Annotated in this window: 16 protein-coding genes; 13 read left to right on the top strand and 3 right to left on the bottom strand. The window is 67.7% G+C overall.

What is annotated here, in order from left to right; genetic code table 11:
* Window positions 1-2: 2 nt before the first annotated feature.
* Window positions 3-1,541: a tetratricopeptide repeat protein gene (locus G578_RS0118055; protein WP_028795439.1), complete on the bottom strand. Its 1,539-nt coding sequence runs from the start codon at window positions 1,539-1,541 to the stop codon at window positions 3-5.
* 70 nt (window positions 1,542-1,611) lie between these two features.
* Here G578_RS0118055 and G578_RS0118050 point away from each other — a divergent pair, with 70 nt between their 5' ends.
* Window positions 1,612-2,100 (top strand): dihydrofolate reductase, encoded by a 489-nt coding sequence (locus G578_RS0118050; RefSeq protein ID WP_028795438.1) that lies wholly within the window; start codon window positions 1,612-1,614, stop codon window positions 2,098-2,100.
* Window positions 2,101-2,260: 160 nt separating this feature from the next.
* Here G578_RS0118050 and G578_RS0118045 read toward each other — a convergent pair whose 3' ends face one another.
* Entirely contained in the window at window positions 2,261-3,391 is a 1,131-nt protein-coding gene (locus G578_RS0118045) for an Mrp/NBP35 family ATP-binding protein (RefSeq protein ID WP_028795437.1), read from the bottom strand.
* Window positions 3,392-3,697: 306 nt separating this feature from the next.
* On the opposite strand from G578_RS0118045, the gene hflK reads away from it, so the two are divergent.
* The 5 genes from hflK (at window position 3,698) to G578_RS26955 (ending at window position 8,186) form a co-directional block, all read left to right on the top strand.
* A complete protein-coding gene (gene hflK, locus G578_RS0118040) occupies window positions 3,698-4,729 on the top strand; it encodes an FtsH protease activity modulator HflK (protein ID WP_028795436.1) in 1,032 nt (343 codons plus the stop codon).
* Entirely contained in the window at window positions 4,729-5,619 is an 891-nt protein-coding gene (hflC, locus tag G578_RS0118035; protein WP_028795435.1) for a protease modulator HflC, read from the top strand. Before hflK ends, hflC begins: the two co-directional genes overlap by 1 nt.
* Before the next feature lie 53 nt (window positions 5,620-5,672).
* Entirely contained in the window at window positions 5,673-5,855 is a 183-nt protein-coding gene (locus G578_RS0118030) for a DUF2065 domain-containing protein (RefSeq protein WP_245565641.1), read from the top strand.
* Window positions 5,856-6,112: 257 nt separating this feature from the next.
* Window positions 6,113-7,561, top strand: a complete 1,449-nt coding sequence (locus G578_RS0118025; protein ID WP_211228954.1) for a DegQ family serine endoprotease — start codon at window positions 6,113-6,115, stop codon at window positions 7,559-7,561.
* 157 nt (window positions 7,562-7,718) lie between these two features.
* Window positions 7,719-8,186, top strand: a complete 468-nt coding sequence (locus G578_RS26955; protein WP_051244986.1) for a rhodanese-like domain-containing protein — start codon at window positions 7,719-7,721, stop codon at window positions 8,184-8,186.
* A gap of 6 nt (window positions 8,187-8,192) precedes the next feature.
* On the opposite strand, the gene serB is transcribed toward G578_RS26955, so the two are convergent.
* A complete protein-coding gene (gene serB / locus G578_RS0118015; RefSeq protein ID WP_028795432.1) occupies window positions 8,193-9,098 on the bottom strand; it encodes a phosphoserine phosphatase SerB in 906 nt (301 codons plus the stop codon).
* A 77-nt stretch (window positions 9,099-9,175) separates the two neighbouring features.
* Between serB and miaA the strand changes: the two genes are divergently transcribed.
* The 7 genes from miaA to mreD all read left to right on the top strand — a co-directional run bounded on the left by miaA (window position 9,176) and on the right by mreD (window position 16,777).
* Entirely contained in the window at window positions 9,176-10,105 is a 930-nt protein-coding gene (gene miaA / locus G578_RS0118010; protein ID WP_245565640.1) for a tRNA (adenosine(37)-N6)-dimethylallyltransferase MiaA, read from the top strand.
* 131 nt (window positions 10,106-10,236) lie between these two features.
* Window positions 10,237-12,048 carry an acetolactate synthase 3 large subunit gene (locus tag G578_RS0118005; protein ID WP_281169185.1) on the top strand — a complete coding sequence of 604 codons (1,812 nt, stop codon included), beginning with the start codon at window positions 10,237-10,239 and terminating at the stop codon, window positions 12,046-12,048.
* A 120-nt stretch (window positions 12,049-12,168) separates the two neighbouring features.
* Window positions 12,169-12,735, top strand: coding sequence for an acetolactate synthase small subunit (ilvN, locus tag G578_RS0118000; protein ID WP_028795429.1), 567 nt, complete (start codon window positions 12,169-12,171; stop codon window positions 12,733-12,735).
* A gap of 121 nt (window positions 12,736-12,856) precedes the next feature.
* Window positions 12,857-13,876: a ketol-acid reductoisomerase gene (gene ilvC, locus G578_RS0117995; protein WP_028795428.1), complete on the top strand. Its 1,020-nt coding sequence runs from the start codon at window positions 12,857-12,859 to the stop codon at window positions 13,874-13,876.
* Between the two features lie 369 nt (window positions 13,877-14,245).
* Window positions 14,246-15,289, top strand: a complete 1,044-nt coding sequence (locus tag G578_RS0117990) for a rod shape-determining protein (protein WP_028795427.1) — start codon at window positions 14,246-14,248, stop codon at window positions 15,287-15,289.
* A gap of 58 nt (window positions 15,290-15,347) precedes the next feature.
* On the top strand, window positions 15,348-16,268 hold the full coding sequence (gene mreC, locus G578_RS0117985; protein ID WP_028795426.1) for a rod shape-determining protein MreC: 921 nt from the start codon (window positions 15,348-15,350) through the stop codon (window positions 16,266-16,268).
* Window positions 16,265-16,777, top strand: coding sequence for a rod shape-determining protein MreD (mreD, locus tag G578_RS0117980; RefSeq protein WP_051244985.1), 513 nt, complete (start codon window positions 16,265-16,267; stop codon window positions 16,775-16,777). Before mreC ends, mreD begins: the two co-directional genes overlap by 4 nt.
* Window positions 16,778-16,781: the final 4 nt, after the last annotated feature.

Raw genomic sequence — 16,781 nt, 5'->3', positions numbered from 1 at the left:
CCCTACGCAGCCGGATCCAGAACCTGCCGCAGCGTACCGAGCGCGCGCGACATCGCCTGCCGCCAGTCGCCGGGCGTGTCCGGGTAGGCCGCGACGAGGGGGCCGAGCCAGGCATCCCGTCCGTCGACCAGCGGCACCCAGGTCCGCTCCGGCGTGACCTCGACGGTGGGCGTACCGACGGCGGCGGCCAAGGCGGTGACCGAGCTGGACACTCCGACCACCGCATCCATCGCGAATGCCAGACCGGCCGCCGTGGACAGGTCGTTGCGCTTGTCCAGGTCGTCGGTGCCGATGATCTCGATGCCGCACAGGCTTCGGAACGCCGCTCGGTCGGCTTCCGAAGAGATGTACTGCAGATCGACGAAGGCGGCGTCGAGGCCGGCCAGCAGCGGCACCCAATCCTGCAGCGGGGGATAGTAGCGCTGGCGCGGACGTTCGGCGGCCCCGCTGCCCCAGCAGAGGCCGACCAGTGGCCGGCCCCGGGCATCGGCCTCCAGGCGCGCGCGCAACAGGCCTGCCCGCGGCCGGTTGGTCGCCATGTAGCCCCGGCGCGCCATCGGTTCCCCGTCCGGCAGGGCCAGGACGTGGGGCAGGCTGCCGGCTTCGATCCAGGCGGCCGGGGGATCGGGCAGATGGGCATAGTCGAAGACCGGGCGCTGACCGTCGCGCCGGCGGTCATAGGCGAGTACCCGCGCACCCGGCAGACTGTCGACGAACAGCTCGACCAGCCGGGGATCGCATTCGACGATCACGTCGCCGGCCCGCTCGATCAGATGCGGCAGGGCTGCGGCGAAACGGATCTCGTCCCCCAGCCCCTGTTCCGCCGCCACGAGGAGCGGGCCGTCCAGCGGCAGGGTGCCATCCCAGCGCGGCGCGTTCAGGTTCACCCGCACGGGGGCCGCCGGCAGGATGGTGTTCAGACGGGCCTCGTAATCGGCGAAACCGGCCCGAAGGTCGCCTTGAGCCAGCCGGCTGAAGGCTCGGTTGCGCATGATGTTGGGGTTCGCGGAATCGTGGGCGGCGGCCTGGTCCAGGGCGGCGATCGCCTCGGCATGGCGCCCGAGCCGGGCCAGCGCCTCGCCGCGATTGGCGTGCACGGGGGCATAGTCCGGATATCGGCCGGCCAGGGCGGCGTAGGCGGCCAGCGCCTCGGTGATCCGGTCGTCGGCGAACAGCGCGTCGGCCAGCGAGATGTCGACGATCGGATTGCCCCGGACCACCGACTGGACGTTGCGCAGGATGGCGATGGCGGTGGCCGCCTGGCCCTTGGCGCTCAGCACGTTGGCGAGGTTGGTCGCCGCTTCGACCGAGCCGGGATAGCGCTCCATCACCTTGCGGAAGGCCGCCTCGGCCTGGTCGTACAGGCCGGCCGCCTTGGTGAGGTTGCCGATCTCGAAGATCGCCGGCGCCGGATCGGCGCTGCGCTCCGCCAGGGCCTCCAGTATGCCGATCGCCGATTGCAGGTCGCCCCGCCGGGCGAGCTCACGCGCCCGCTCGATTCCGTCGGAGAGTTCTTCCGCGCGCTGTGTTCCCGAGGCCATCCGGCGATCTTGCCCGATCCGGCCCGGCGGTGCCACGGTGGGGTCCGATGATCAATCGCAAGGATCCGCAATGGCCGATCTCACGCTCGTAGCCGCGCTTGCGGACAACCGGGTCATCGGCCGCAGCGGCCACGGCCTGCCGTGGTCGCTGCCGGCCGATCTCGCCCATTTCAAGCGCCGCACAATGGGACACAGCATGGTGATGGGACGCCGCACCTGGGACGCCATCGGCCGCCCTCTGCCGGGCCGGCGGTCGATCGTGATCACCCGGGACACCGCCTGGGCCGCCGAGGGCGCGGAACGGGTGGGCGCCCTGGAGGCCGCGATCGCCGCCTGCGCCGGCGAGGACGAGATCTGCGTCATCGGCGGCGGTGAGATCTTTTCGCTGGCCCTGCCCTCGGCCGACCGCCTGGCGCTCACCTTCGTGCACATGCAGGCCGAGGGCGACGTGCTGTTCCCGGAGCTCGACTGGTCGCACTGGCGCGAGACCTGGCGCGAGCCCCATCCGGCAGAGGAGGGCCGCCCGGCCTTCACCTTCGCCGACTTTGAGCGGGCGTGAGGGGAGGCTGCGGTTTCCTCCCTACCCCTTCTCCACTCCCCGGATTCATTCCGGGGCGCGCGTTTGGACCTGGACCCTATCCGGTCGGCTTCGGAGCCGCTTCCGGGCTTTCCCCGGCACAAGGCCGGGGAGTGCGGTGGGGAGATCGGCGGAGGAAGAGCTACTCGAACACGATGCTCGGTGCCGCCTTGCGCTGGGAGGGGCCGGAGATCGCGCCCGCCACCTTCTCGGCGATCTGGGCGAAGGCGGCCGCATGGGGCCCGGTCGGATCGGCGGCCACGATCGGCGTGCCGCCGTCCCCCGCCACCCGGATGTCGAGATGCAGCGGCACCTCGCCCAGGAACGGCACGCCCAGCTTGTCGGCCTCCTGGCGCGCACCGCCATGGCCGAAGATGTCGCTGCGCTCGCCGCAATGGGGGCATAGAAAATAGCTCATGTTCTCGATGATGCCGAGCACCGGCACATCGACCCGGCGGAACATGTTGAGCCCCTTGCGGGCGTCCAGCAGGGCGATGTCCTGCGGCGTCGAGACGATCACCGCGCCGGCCAGCGGCACCCGCTGGGCCATGGTGAGCTGGGCATCGCCGGTGCCCGGTGGCATGTCGACCACCAGGACGTCGAGCTCGCCCCATTCCACGTCGCGCAGCATCTGCTCCAGCGCGCTCATCACCATCGGGCCGCGCCAGATGGTCGGCGTGTCCTCGGCCACCAGGAAGCCGATCGACATGCATTTGATGTTGTGGTTCTCCAGGGGGATCAGCGTCTTGCCGTCCCGGCTCTCCGGCTTGCGGTTGATGCCCATCATGCGCGGCAGCGAGGGGCCGTAGACGTCGGCGTCGAGCAGTCCGACCTCCAGTCCCTGGCCGGCCAGCGCCAGGGCCAGGTTGGTGGCGACCGTCGACTTGCCGACCCCGCCCTTGCCCGAGGCGACGGCGACGATCGACTTGATCCCGGGCAGCTCGGGACGGGACGGCATGCGGCCCTGCTGCTGGGCGGGGCGTTCCGGCTGGGCGGAACGCTGCGGTTGGGCTGGGGCGCCGGCGCGGTGGGCGGTCAGCACGGCGGTCGCCGACGTCACGTCCGGCAGCGCCAGCACGGCGGATTCAGCGGCCTTGCGCAGGCCTTCCAGGCTCGGGCCCTTGGCCGGGTCCACCTCGAGCGAGAAGCCGATATTGCCGTCCTTGATCACCAGACCCGATACCGTCGCGAGCGCCGAAAGCGCCGCTCCCGACCCCGGATCGACGACCTCGGCCAGGGTTTTTCGGACTGATTGCTCGGAAACCGTTGTCATCGCTTGAAATCCTCGCGATTTCGCCAACATACCGGGAACCTTAAAAGACTACCCGCACGCAAGCGGGACATAGAGTGCTGGGCTGCGCTTTGCAACGCGCCGGTGGCATGCTAGGTCCCGCGCGGTAATGAACAGAGAGGACGAGCCATGCCTTGGAGCGATCAAGGGGGACGCGGGCAGGGCCCATGGGGCGGCGGCGGCGATGGCGGAGGCAACGGCGGGGGCCGTGGCAATTCGCCCTGGGGCCGGCCTCGGGGGAGCGGCGGCGGCGGCGGTCAGGGACCGAGCCCGAAAGATATCGAGGACATGCTGCGCCGGCAGCAGCAGCGCTTCAAAGGCATGCTGCCCAGCGGCTTCGGCGGACCGAAGCTGATCATTCTGGCCGTTCTGATCCTCGTCGGTCTGTGGGCGGCGAACGGCTTCTACCGGGTGCAGCCGAACCAGCTCGGCATCGAGTTGGTGTTCGGCAAGTATGACGGCGTCCCGAAGGAGCCGGGCCTGCAGTGGAACTGGCCGGCGCCCTTCGGCGAGGTGTTCCGCCCGGACGTGACCCGGGAAAACCGGATCGAGATCGGCTTCCGCTCCGGCAGCGAGTCGCGCACCGGCGCCGGTCGCGACGTCCCGGAAGAAAGCATGATGATCACCGGTGACGAGAACATCATCGACATCGACTTCGTGGTGTTCTGGATCATCCGCAGCCCCGGCGACTTCCTGTTCAACCTTCAGAATCCCGAACAGACGGTGAAGGTCTCCGCCGAGGCGGTGATGCGCGACATCATCGGCCAGACGCGGATCCAGGACGCGCTGACCGAACGCCGCGGCCAGATCCAGGTCGCCGCGCAGCAGCAGCTCCAGGCTTTGGTCGACGAATACGGCGCCGGCATCGAGATCCGCTCCGTCCAGCTCGACCAGGTCGATCCGCCGAACCAGGTGATCGACGCCTTCAACGAGGTGCAGCGTGCCCGTCAGGACCTCGAGCGCCTGAAGAACGAGGCCGAGGCGTATCGCAACGATGTCGTGCCGCGGGCCCGAGGCGAGGCGGCCCAGCTCATCGAGGGCGCCGACGCCTACCGCCAGGAGGTGGTCAATCGGGCCCAGGGTGACGCGAACCGCTTCAACTCGGTCTACGAGGCCTACGCCCAGGCGAAGGACGTCACCACCAAGCGGATCTATCTGGAGACGCTGGAGGACATCCTGAGCAACGTGAACAAGGTGATCATCGACGATGACGCCGGCGGCAGCGGCGTGGTGCCGTATCTGCCCCTGCCGGAACTTCAGAACCGGTTGAACAAGAACCGCCCGGCGGGCGCGTCCAGCACGCAGAACGGAGGCAACTGATGAACCGGACCCTAGCCGTCCTCGGCATCGTCGTCGTCATCATCGGCATCGTCCTGTCGCAGTCCTTCTTCATCGTCGACGAGACGGAGCAGGCGCTGGTCGTGCGGTTCGGTGAGCCGGTCCGCGAGATCCGCGAGCCGGGCCTGAACTTCAAAATCCCGGTGGCGGAAGACACGATCTATTACGAGCGCCGCGCGCTCGACGTCGATCCGCCGCGCCAGCAGGTCATCCTGTCGGACCAGAAGCGTCTCGATGTCGACAGCTACGCCCGCTACAAGATCATCGATCCGCTGCAGTTCTTCCGGGCCGTGCGGACCGAGCGGGAAGCCTCGTCGCGGCTCTCGGTTGTCATCAACTCCTCGCTGCGCCAGGTGCTGGGCAACAAGACTCTGATCGAGGTGCTGTCGGATCAGCGGCCGCAGATCATGACCGACATCCGCGCCGAGGTGAACGAAAGCGCCAAGCGCTTCGGCATGGAGCTGATCGAGGTGCGCATCCGCCGGGCCGATTACCCGGACGCCACCAAGCAGAACATCTTCGACCGCATGACCTCCGAGCGTGAGCGCGAAGCCCGCGAGTTCCGCGCTCAGGGTAACGAGCAGGCGCAGAAGATCCGGGCCGATGCCGACAAGCAGCGCACGGTCATCGTCGCCGAGGCCCAGAAGGAAGCCGAGACCCTGCGTGGTGAAGGCGACGGCCAGGCGATCAAGATCTACGCCGATGCGTTCGGCCGCGATCCGGAGTTCTTCGCCTTCTACCGGTCGATGCAGGCCTACCGGACGATGGTCAATGACGGGGACGGGGACACCACCATGGTGCTCTCGCCCGACAGCGACTTCTTCAAGTACTTCAACTCCATGACTGGCGGGGTCCCGGCCCCGGTCCAGTGATCGGGTCGCATGGCCCGGCAGGCTGACACGGCAAGGCGGCGAGCGAGATCGTGATGGATTTCCTCGCCGCTTTTGCGTTGGTGCTGGTGATCGAGGGTCTGCTCTATGCCGCCGCGCCGGAGGCGATGCGTCGGGCGATGACGGTCATCTTGACGCAGCCGCCGGGCGCCATGCGCGTCGCCGGCCTGTGTGCGGCGATCAGCGGCATCCTTCTGCTCTGGCTCGTGCGCGGCTGATCGCCGGAATGTGACTGTCGCCGCAATCGGGCCACACCTTACGTATACGAAAGTCTTCCGGCGGGACCGGCCGGCCGTTGACTGTGGTCGGCGACAGCCCACCTGTTGTGCGGTGGGGCGATAGTCGCGATGCTGTCTTCCGAAGCCGGTTCGAGAAGAGAGGGATAAGACAAGATATGGGCCTGAAGACCTCTGCCACCGCAGTGCGCACCTTAACGGAAGACGGTCGGTCGCAAGCCGCCGCCAATCTGTATCGGATGGCGCTCGCGGCTGCACTGGCGACCATGCTGGCCTTCGGCATGGCGCTGTCAAACCCGGTGCATGCGAAAGCGCCGCCCGAGAGTTTCGCCGACCTTGCCGAGCGGCTGCTGCCCGCCGTGGTGAACATCGCCACGACGCAGACGGTCGATTCGTCGCGCATGCCGGACATGCCGCAGTTCCCGCCGGGCTCGCCGTTCGAGGAGTTCTTCAAGGACTTCTTCGAGCGCAATCAGGGCCAGCGGCCCTCGCGTCCGCGCTCGGCCCAGTCCCTGGGCTCCGGCTTCATCATCGACGCCAGCGGCATCGTGGTCACCAACAACCACGTCATCGCCGATGCCGATGAGATCAAGGTCCGCCTGCAGGACGACACCGAGTACGAGGCGACCCTGATCGGCAAGGATCCGAAGACCGATGTCGCCGTGCTGTCGATCAATCCGGGCGACCGGGAACTGCCGTTCGTCGAGTTCGGCGAGTCCGGCTCGCTGCGCGTCGGTGATTGGGTCGTCGCCATCGGCAACCCGTTCGGCCTGGGCGGTACGGTGACCGCCGGCATCGTCTCGGCCCGCGGCCGCGATATCGGCCAGGGTCCATATGACGACTTCCTGCAGACCGACGCCTCGATCAACCGCGGCAATTCCGGCGGCCCGCTGTTCAACCTGGAAGGCCAGGTGGTGGGCATCAACACCGCCATCTTCTCGCAGACCGGCGGTTCCGTCGGCATCGGCTTCGCCATCGCCTCCGATCTGGCGATCGGCGTGGTCGATCAGCTGCGCGAGTTCGGCCGCACCCGCCGCGGCTGGCTCGGCGTGCGGATCCAGCAGGTCAGCCCCGACATCGCCGACAGCCTCGGGCTGGATACCGCCCGCGGCGCCCTGGTTGCCGATGTGACGCCGGACGGTCCGGCCGAGGCGGCCGGGATCCAGCCGGGAGACATCATCACCGGGTTCAACGGCGAGCCGGTTGACGAGATGCGCACCCTGCCGCGCATCGTCGCCGAAACCCGGGTCGGCCGCGAGGTGCCGGTCGAGGTCTGGCGCGACGGTGCCGCGATCACCGTGACCGCCACCCTCGGCGAGCTGGAGCAGGCGGAAGAGGCGCGGATGCTGACCACGTCGGCAACGCCCGGACCGACCGAAGAAGGCCGCGTGGACTCTCTTGGCCTCGGTCTCGCCACGCTGACGCCCCAATTGCGTGAGCAATATGGCATCACCGAAGAGGTCGAAGGCGTTGTCGTCACCGAGGTGGACGACACCGTTGACGCTGCCGACAAGGGCCTGCGTGAGGGCGACGTGATCGTCGAAGTCGCCCAGGACGAGGTCCGTTCGCTCGAGGATGTGCGCCGTCTCGTAGAAGATCATCGCACCAACGGGAAGAAAACCATCCTTCTTCTGGTCAATAGACAGGGGGAGCAGAGATTTATCCCGCTCCGGATCGACAAGGGCTGATCCCCCCGCCCCCCAGGCCCTTTTCGCGGAGTGAGGAGGCGGCGCCGGTTCCTAAGGAACCGGCGCCGTTCCTGCGTTCGGGGGTCGGCTCTTAAATTTTCCTCATCACTTGAAGAAAATCCCTCACACATACAGGGGAATCGGCTAGGCTGCGTTCATGCGGTACAGCCTCCCCGTTCTGATCGTCGTAAGCGCCGCCATCCTCGGTGTCGGAACCCTGTACGGCATGCCGCACTGGGGCCTGGAGGACGGACGTCTGAACGCCTCCAAGGCCCATGCCATGGCGACGCGCGGCGAGATCCGCATCATCGATGTCCGCGCCGAGCGCGAGTGGCGGGAGACCGGTCTGGCCGAGGGCGCGGTCGGCGCCAGCATCCATAATCCGCGGGGCCGCGACGGCTTCATCGCCGCCGCCCTGGTGGCGGTCAACGGCGACAGGGATCGGCCGATCGCCACCATCGCGGAGACCGGCGTGCGCTCGACCAGGGCCAGGGCGTGGCTGGTGGCGGCAGGTTTCACCGAGGTCTACGACATCAAGGAAGGCATGTTCGGCCGCTATGACGAGACGGGCGTGGCGCCCGGCTGGCTGAACCGGGGCCTGCCGGTGGTCAGCTACCCGAACTGAGGCCGTTCATCCCGCGACGGACCCTGTCGCGAAGTCGGATACCTTGTACCCCTGCAGATAGAGCAGCCCGCGCAGATCCGCGTGTTCGATGCGGAAGCCGGCCGCGTCGCGCACCGCCGGCTTCGCCTGGAACGCCACCCCCATGCCGGCGGCGCCCAGCATGGCCAGGTCGTTCGCGCCGTCGCCGACGGCGAGCGCCGCATCCAGAGCCAGCCCATGGGCGGCGCACAGCTCCTTCAGCGTCGCCAGCTTGGCGTCGCGCCCCAGGATCGGCTCGCCCACCGTGCCGGCCAGGACGCCGTCGGCCACATGCAGGATGTTCGAGCGGTCCTCGTCGAAACCGATCCGCTGCCGGATCGCGCCGGTCATCGGCTTGAACCCGCCCGAGACCAGGGCGCAGTAGGCCCCGGCCGCCTTCATCGTCGCCACCAGAACGTCGGCGCCCGGGGTGAGCTGCAGCCCGTCCACCACGGTGTCGATGGTCGTCGCCGGCAGGCCTTTTAGCATCCCGACCCGCTCTCTAAGCGCGCCCTCGAAATCCAGCTCGCCGCGCATGGCCCGGGCGGTGATCGCCGCGATCTGGTCGCGGATGCCCGCGTATTCGGCCAGCTCGTCCAGGGACTCGCCGACGATGATGGTGCTGTCCATGTCGGCGATCAGAAGCCGCTTGCGCCGTCCCGCCGCGGGCCCGCCATTGACGTCCACCGGCGCGTCCTTGAGCTCGACGCGCACCCGCGCGAGGCACTCTACCGGCCGCTCGGAGTCGAAGGGGATGTCGGCGGCCTCACCCGGCGCCAGCCATGTCGGATCGCCGACCCGGGCGCCGGCCTCGGCCAGCAGCCGGGCGGCGGTGGCGAGCGTGTCGGCGGCGAGCGCGCCTGGGGCGGCGCAGAGTGTCAGAACCTGTTGCATGCAGCGCACTTATCGCGTAGCGGCGAGCCATGTCCAGCGCCGACCCGCCTCCGACCCCGCCTCTGGGGCAGAAAACCGTGCTCGTCATCGCCGGGCCGACCGCCAGCGGCAAGACCGCCCTGGCTCTGGAGCTGGCCGCGGCGCTCGGCGGCGTGGTCATCAACGCCGACAGCATGCAGGTCTATCGCGAGCTGCGGATCCTGACCGACCGGCCGCCGCCGGAGGACGAGGCGCGGGTGCCGCACCGGCTGTTCGGCGTGCTGCCCGCCGCCCGGCGCGGGTCTGCCGCCTGGTGGCGCGACGCCGCCTCGGCCGAGATAGACGCGGTGCTTTCAGACGGGCGGGTGCCGATCCTGTGCGGCGGTACCGGGCTGTATCTGAACGCCCTGATGCAGGGCATCGCCGAGGTGCCGCCGGTGCCGGCCGAGGCGGTCGAGGAGGCCGTCGCCCGCTACGCCCGGCTCGGCGGCGACGCCTTCCGGGAGGAGGTCCGAGCCCTCGACCCGGTGCTCGGCGCGCGGCTGGAGCCGGGGGATTCCCAGCGGCTGCAGCGCGCCTGGGCGGTGGCGACCGCGACCGGCAGGCCGCTCTCCGACTGGCAGGCGCAGCCGACCGGCGGACGCGACGATCTGACCTTCTGCCGCGTGCTGCTGTTCCCGCCCCGCCCGGTTTCGGCCGAGGCGGTGGAGGTCCGATTCAGAAAAATGATCGAGGAGGGGGCCGTGGAGGAGGTGCGGCGGCTCGCCGCAATGGGTCTCGATCCTTCGCTGCCGGCCATGCGGGCGATCGGCGTTCCTCAACTGATTGATTATATTGAAGGGAAGCGCGATCTGGATGCGGCTGTGGACGCCTCGGTGATCGCCACGCGGCAATATGCCAAGCGCCAGCGGACCTGGTTCCGTCATCAATTCCTGTCCGATATCCGAATGGACGCGCAATTTTCGAAAAGCGGTTTTGAGAAAATCTTTTCGGAAATTCGCAGCTTCGTGTTGACGCCCAAATTGTGAGCGACTAGGTTCCGGCCGGCCGGCGCGGGAGGTTTCCGCGCCGGTCGTGTCTTTATCAACCTTGATCCTCTCTGGCGCCCCTCAGGAACCGGGCGCCGACAGCGAGATCGCAACAAAGAAGGAGCGGAACGGTGGCTGATACCCGCAAGACGTCCTCCCGTACCCCGTCGTCTCCCCAGGCGGCTAAACCCGAAATCATGTCGGGCGCCGCTGTTGTACTCCGCGCGCTCAAGGATCAGGGTGTAGAGGTCGTATTCGGGTACCCCGGCGGGGCGGTACTTCCGATCTACGACGAGATCTTCAAGCAGAACGCCATCCGGCACATCCTGGTGCGCCACGAACAGGCGGCGGTGCACGCGGCCGAGGGCTATGCCCGGTCGACCGGCAAGGTCGGCTGCGTGCTGGTGACCTCCGGCCCGGGCGCGACCAACGCGGTGACCGGCCTGACCGACGCGCTGATGGACTCGATCCCGATCGTGTGCCTGACCGGCCAGGTGCCGACCCACCTGATCGGCAACGACGCCTTCCAGGAGGCCGACACCACCGGCATCACCCGGCCCTGCACCAAGCATAACTATCTGGTGAAGGACCCGGAGAAGCTGGCGGACGTCATGCACGAGGCGTTCTACGTCGCGCGCAGCGGCCGGCCGGGCCCGGTGGTGGTCGATCTGCCGAAGGACATCCAGTTCGCCGACTGCCCGTACACCAACGCCAAGGACAAGGAGCCGAAGAGCTACCGTCCGCAGGTGAAGGGCGACGACAGCGCCATCGAGAAGGCGGTCGAGCTGATCGCCAAGGCGAAGCGGCCGATCTTCTACGGCGGCGGCGGTCTGATCAACGCCGGGCCTAAGGCGTCCAAGCTGTTCGGCGAGCTGGTGCGCAAGACCGGCTATCCGGCCACCCTGACCCTGATGGGCCTGGGCGCCTACCCGTCCTCGGACAAGCAGTTCCTGGGCATGCTCGGGATGCACGGCACGTACGAAGCCAACCTGGCGATGCATGACTGCGACGTCATGATCTGCATCGGCGCGCGCTTCGACGACCGGGTGACCGGCACGATCTCCGGCTTCTCGCCGGACTCCAAGAAGATCCACGTCGATATCGACCCGTCCTCGATCAACAAGAACGTGGCGGTCGATGTGCCGATCGTCGGCGACGCGGCGACCGTGCTGGAGCAGATGCTGGCGGTGTGGAAGGCCAAGGCCTACAAGCCCGACGCCAAGGCGCTGGCCTCCTGGTGGCGGCAGATCGACGGCTGGCGGGCGCGCAAGTGCCTGGCCTTCACCCCGGGCACCAAGGACATCAAGCCGCAGCAGGCGATCCAGCGGCTGTTCGAGAAGACCCGCGACATGGACTGCTACATCACCACCGAGGTCGGTCAGCACCAGATGTGGGCCGCCCAGTATTACGGCTTCGACGAGCCGAACCGCTGGATGACCTCGGGCGGGCTCGGCACCATGGGCTACGGTTTCCCGTCGGCGATGGGCGTGCAGATCGCCCATCCCGAGGCGCTGGTGATCGACATCTCCGGCGAGGCCAGCTTCATGATGAACATGCAGGAGCTGTCGACGATGCGGCAGTACAACCTGCCGGTCAAAGCGTTCATCATCAACAACCAGTGGATGGGCATGGTCCGCCAGTGGCAGGAGCTGATCCACGGCAAGCGTTACTCGGAGAGCTATTCCGAGGCCCTGCCGGACTTCGTCAAGCTGGCGGAGGCCTTCGGCGGCGTCGGCCTGCGGGCGACCGAGGCGAGCCAGCTCGACGACGTCATCGACGAGATGATCGCCTCGCCGCACCCGGTTCTGGTCGATGTGTGCGTGACCAAGGAAGAGAACTGCTTCCCGATGATCCCGTCGGGCCGGGCGCATAACGAGATGATCCTCAGCCCGAGCGATCAGGAGCAGCAGACCGTGACCGACAAGGGCATGGCCCTCGTATGACGGCGTGCGGCCGCCGGGGCTTCCCGGCGGCTGCCCCGCCCGCCGTCCCCGCCATTCCCTTTCCGGGCGCCGGCTCCGGCATGAACCGCCGAGCCCCCGCCCGTCTTTCGGAGATCCGACGTGACACCCAATGATCAACCGAGCGCCCGGCATACCATCGCCGTGCTGGTGGCCAATGAGCCGGGCGTGCTGGCCCGCGTCATCGGCCTGTTTTCCGGCCGCGGCTACAACATCGAGAGCCTGACCGTATCCGAGGTGGACGAGGTCAACGCCCGCTCGCGCATCACCATCGTCACCTCCGGCACGCCGATGGTGATCGAACAGATCAAGGCGCAGCTCGCCCGTCTGGTCCCGGTCTACGACGTCCACGATCTGACCATGGAAGGCCCGCATGTGGGCCGCGAGATGGCGCTGGTGAAGATCCGCAACGGCGGAGACAAGCGGATCGAGGCCCTGCGCATCGCCGACACCTTCCGCGCCCGGGCCATCGACAGCACCCTGGGCAGCTTCGTGTTCGAGCTGACCGGCGATACCGGCAAGATCGACGCCTTCATCGACCTGATGATCTCGCTGGGCGAGGTGGAGGTGTCGCGTACCGGCGTCGTCGCCATCGCCCGGGGCGAGCACGTGCACATGCCGCTGGTCCGTAAGGCCAAGCGGAAGGCGAAGAAAGCCGCCGACGACTGACTCAAGAAACGACCAGCCATCTGGACTCGGCGGCGGCCGCCCAGCTAAACCGTCGCCGGATCCATGGAAAATATCGAAAACCTGATCTGAGAACCGCAAGACCCGAAGGAGGGAGACACCCATGCGCGTGTACTACGACCGCGACGCCGATGTGAACCTGATCAAGACCAAGAAGGTCGTGATCGTCGGCTATGGCAGCCAGGGCCATGCCCATGCCAACAACCTGAAGGACAGCGGCGTCAAGGACGTGGTCGTCGCGCTGAAGGAGGGCTCGCGCTCCCGCGCGAAGGCCGAGGCCGCCGGCTTCAAGTGCATGACGCCGGCCGAGGCCGCCAAGTGGGGCGACATTCTCATGATGCTGACCCCGGACGAGCTCCAGGGCGACATCTACAACGAGGACCTGAAGCCGAACATGCGCGCCGGTGCGGCGATCGCCTTCGCCCATGGCTTCAACGTCCATTTCAACTTCATCGAGCCGCGCGACGACATCGACGTGTTCATGATCGCGCCGAAGGGCCCGGGCCACACCGTTCGCTCCGAGTACCTGCGGGGCGGCGGCGTGCCGTGCCTGGTCGCCATCGACCAGGATTCCTCGGGCAACGCCCTGGAAGTCGCGCTGAGCTATTCGTCCGCCATCGGCGGCGGCCGCGCCGGCACCATCGAGACCACCTTCAAGGAAGAGTGCGAGACCGACCTGTTCGGCGAGCAGGTCGTCCTGTGCGGCGGTCTGTGCGAGCTGATCAAGGCCGGCTACGAGACCCTCTGCGAGGCCGGTTACGCCCCGGAGATGGCCTATTTCGAGTGCCTGCACGAGGTGAAGCTGATCGTCGACCTCATCTACGAGGGCGGCATCGCCAACATGAACTACTCGATCTCCAACACCGCCGAGTACGGTGAGTACGTCTCCGGTCCGCGGATCGTGACGGAGGAGACCAAGGCCGAGATGAAGCGCGTCCTGGCCGACATCCAGTCCGGCACCTTCGCCCGCAACTGGATGCTGGAGAACCGGGTCAATCAGTCCTCGTTCAAGGCCATGCGCCGCCGTGCGGCCGAGCACTCGATCGAGCAGGTCGGCGAGAAGCTGCGCGCCATGATGCCGTGGATCGCGGAGAACAAGCTGGTCGATCAGACCAAGAACTGATCGTCGGTTATTTGATTAACGGACGGGCGGGTCGGCCGGTGCTGACCTGCCCGTTTCGCGTTCGGAACGATGCCCGCCGTCGATCCGCCGGATTCGTCCGCGACTCTTTAACGAATCGCGGTGAAGAGCGCTTTGTAACTGTCTGCGAATCCTGATATTGTCATCGACGTAGCGTATCGGAGCAGCGCAAAGCGGTGGGGGCGGCGCAGCCAGGCTGTTTATAAGGCCGAAGCGTCGACACGCGGAATACGAGCCGGGCCGGAAGGCCGTCCAGGTGATCAGCCAGGGACGGCGGCCCAGACGGGATTCGATCGGCCAGTCCCATGGGAGACATGGACCGGGCCGCAACATCGACGGGACTGAGAAACGATGTTCTTCGCCAATCTCCTCGGAATGCTGTCCGCCGATATGGCCATTGACCTCGGCACGGCCAATACCCTGGTCTACGTCAAGGGCCGCGGCATCGTCCTCAACGAACCGTCGGTGGTCGCCATCGCCACGGTCCGCGGCAAGAAACAGGTGCTGGCCGTCGGCGACGAGGCCAAGCAGATGCTCGGCCGAACGCCCGGCAACATCCAGGCGATCCGGCCGCTGCGCGACGGCGTCATCGCCGATTTCGAAGTCGCCGAAGAGATGATCAAGCACTTCATCCGCAAGGTGCACAACCGCCGCTCCTTCGCCAGCCCGCAGGTCATCGTCTGCGTGCCGTCGGGGTCGACCGCGGTTGAGCGTCGCGCCATTCAGGAGAGTGCGGAGAGCGCCGGAGCCCGCCGGGTGTTCCTGATCGAGGAGCCGATGGCCGCCGCGATAGGCGCCAATCTGCCGGTCACCGAGCCGACCGGCTCCATGGTCGTCGATATCGGCGGCGGCACCACCGAGGTGGCCGTGCTGTCCCTGGGCGGCATCGTCTACTCGCGCTCGGTGCGCGTCGGCGGCGACAAGATGGACGAGGCGATCATCGCCTATATCCGCCGCAACCATAACCTCCTGGTGGGTGAGGGCAGCGCCGAGCGGATCAAGAAGGAGATCGGCTCCGCCTATCCGCCGGAGGACGGCACCGGCAAGGGCCTGCAGATCAAAGGCCGCGACCTGATGAACGGCGTGCCCAAGGAAATCATCATCGACCAGTCGCAGATCGCCGACAGCCTGGCGGAGCCCGTCAGCCAGATAGTCGAAGCGGTGAAGGTCGCGCTGGAACAGACCCCGCCGGAACTGGCGGCCGACATCGTCGACAAGGGCATCGTGCTGACCGGTGGCGGCGCGCTGCTCGGCAATCTCGACTTCGTGCTGCGCCATGCCACCGGCCTGCCGGTGATGATCGCCGACGACCCGCTGTCCTGCGTGGCGCTCGGCACCGGCCGGTGCCTGGAAGAGATGAAGGTGCTGCGCAACGTGCTGATCGGTGCGTACTGACATCCACGCCGTGCAGGCGCATTCGAAACTCCGTCTACCCGTGAGGTGACCGGCGATCATGGCGAAGCGACCCGGATCGTTCAGCAGCGTGGCACAACCCGTGCGTTCACTGTGGAGCCGGTTCGCCTTCGCCACGCTGATCATTGCCGCCTTCGCGCTCATGCTGCTGGGCAAGGCGGACGTCCTGCTGGTGGAGCGGACGCGCGTGGTGGTGCTGGACGCGCTGGCGCCGGTGATCGAGGTGGCGGCGCGCCCGGCCGAGGCCGTGACCGACCTGATGAACAATGTCCGCGACCTGCGCTACCTGCGGGCCGAGAACGCCCGGCTGGCCGTGGAGAACGACCGGCTGGACCGCTGGCAGCATGTCGCCCGCCGGCTTGAGGCGGAGAACCGGGCGCTGCGGGCGCTGACCAACTTCGTGCCGCCGAAGGAGATCGATTTCGTCAGCGCGCGGGTGATCGCCGATGGCGGCGGCGCCTTCGTGCGCAGCGTCATGATCACCGCCGGCCGCAAGGACGGTCTCGCCCTCGGCAACGCCGCGGTCAGCGGCGAGGGGCTGGTCGGCGGTATCGTCGAGGTCGGCGAGGCCTACAGCCGGGTCCTGCTGATCACCGACCTGAACTCGCAGATCCCGATCGTGATCGAGCGGACCCGCGACCCGGGCGTGCTGGCCGGCGACAACACCCGCTCGCCCCGCATCGTCTATCTGCCGCAGAACGCCCAGGTCCTGCCCGGCGACCGGATCGTCACCTCCGGCCATGGCGGCGTATTCCCGCCGGGTCTGGCGGTCGGCATGGTGACCACGATCACCGACGGCTCGATCCGGGTGACGCCCTTCGTCGACTGGGAGCGGCTGGAATACGTGCGCATCCTGAAGACCGGCTCCGACGGCGTGGTCCAGCCCGAGAGCGCCCATCTGCCGCCGTTCTCCGTCATGGGTCCGGAGACCGCGCCCCGCTCCGGCGGGACGAAACAATGATGCGACCGACCGCGGCTCAACGTCTCGATCTCTGGATCCGCCAGTCGACGCCGATGGTGCTCACCGCGATTCTGGCGGTCCTGTCGGTGATCACCATCGGCATTCCCGGCTATGCCTCGGTGGTGCCCGGCTACACCGCCATGGCGACGTTCTACTGGGCGGTGTTCCGTCCCGACCTCCAGCCGGCCTCGGCCCTGTTCCTGATCGGCGTGCTGCAGGACATCCTGACCGGCACCCCGCTCGGCCTGACCGCGGTCAGCCTGCTGCTGCTGCACGCCTTCGCCCTGTCCCAGCGGCGCGCGCTGATCACCAAGCCGTTTCTGCTGACCTGGGTCGGCTTCATGCTCATCCAGCTTCCGGTCTCGATCCTCGCGTGGATGATGATGTCGATGCTGCAGTTCCGCCTGGTCGGGCCGGAGCCGGCGCTGTTCCAGTACCTGGTGACCGTGCTCGGCTTCCCGGTCGTGGCCTGGCTCTTCGTCCGCCTGCACCGTTACGTGGTCCGGTGACCCC

Origin of the sequence: Thalassobaculum salexigens DSM 19539 (genome assembly GCF_000423805.1) — a bacterium.
In the GTDB taxonomy this organism is placed as follows: Bacteria; Pseudomonadota; Alphaproteobacteria; order Thalassobaculales; family Thalassobaculaceae; genus Thalassobaculum; species Thalassobaculum litoreum.
Note: the sequence above shows the minus strand (reverse complement) of the source record. Positions and strands in the feature narration are given on the sequence as shown.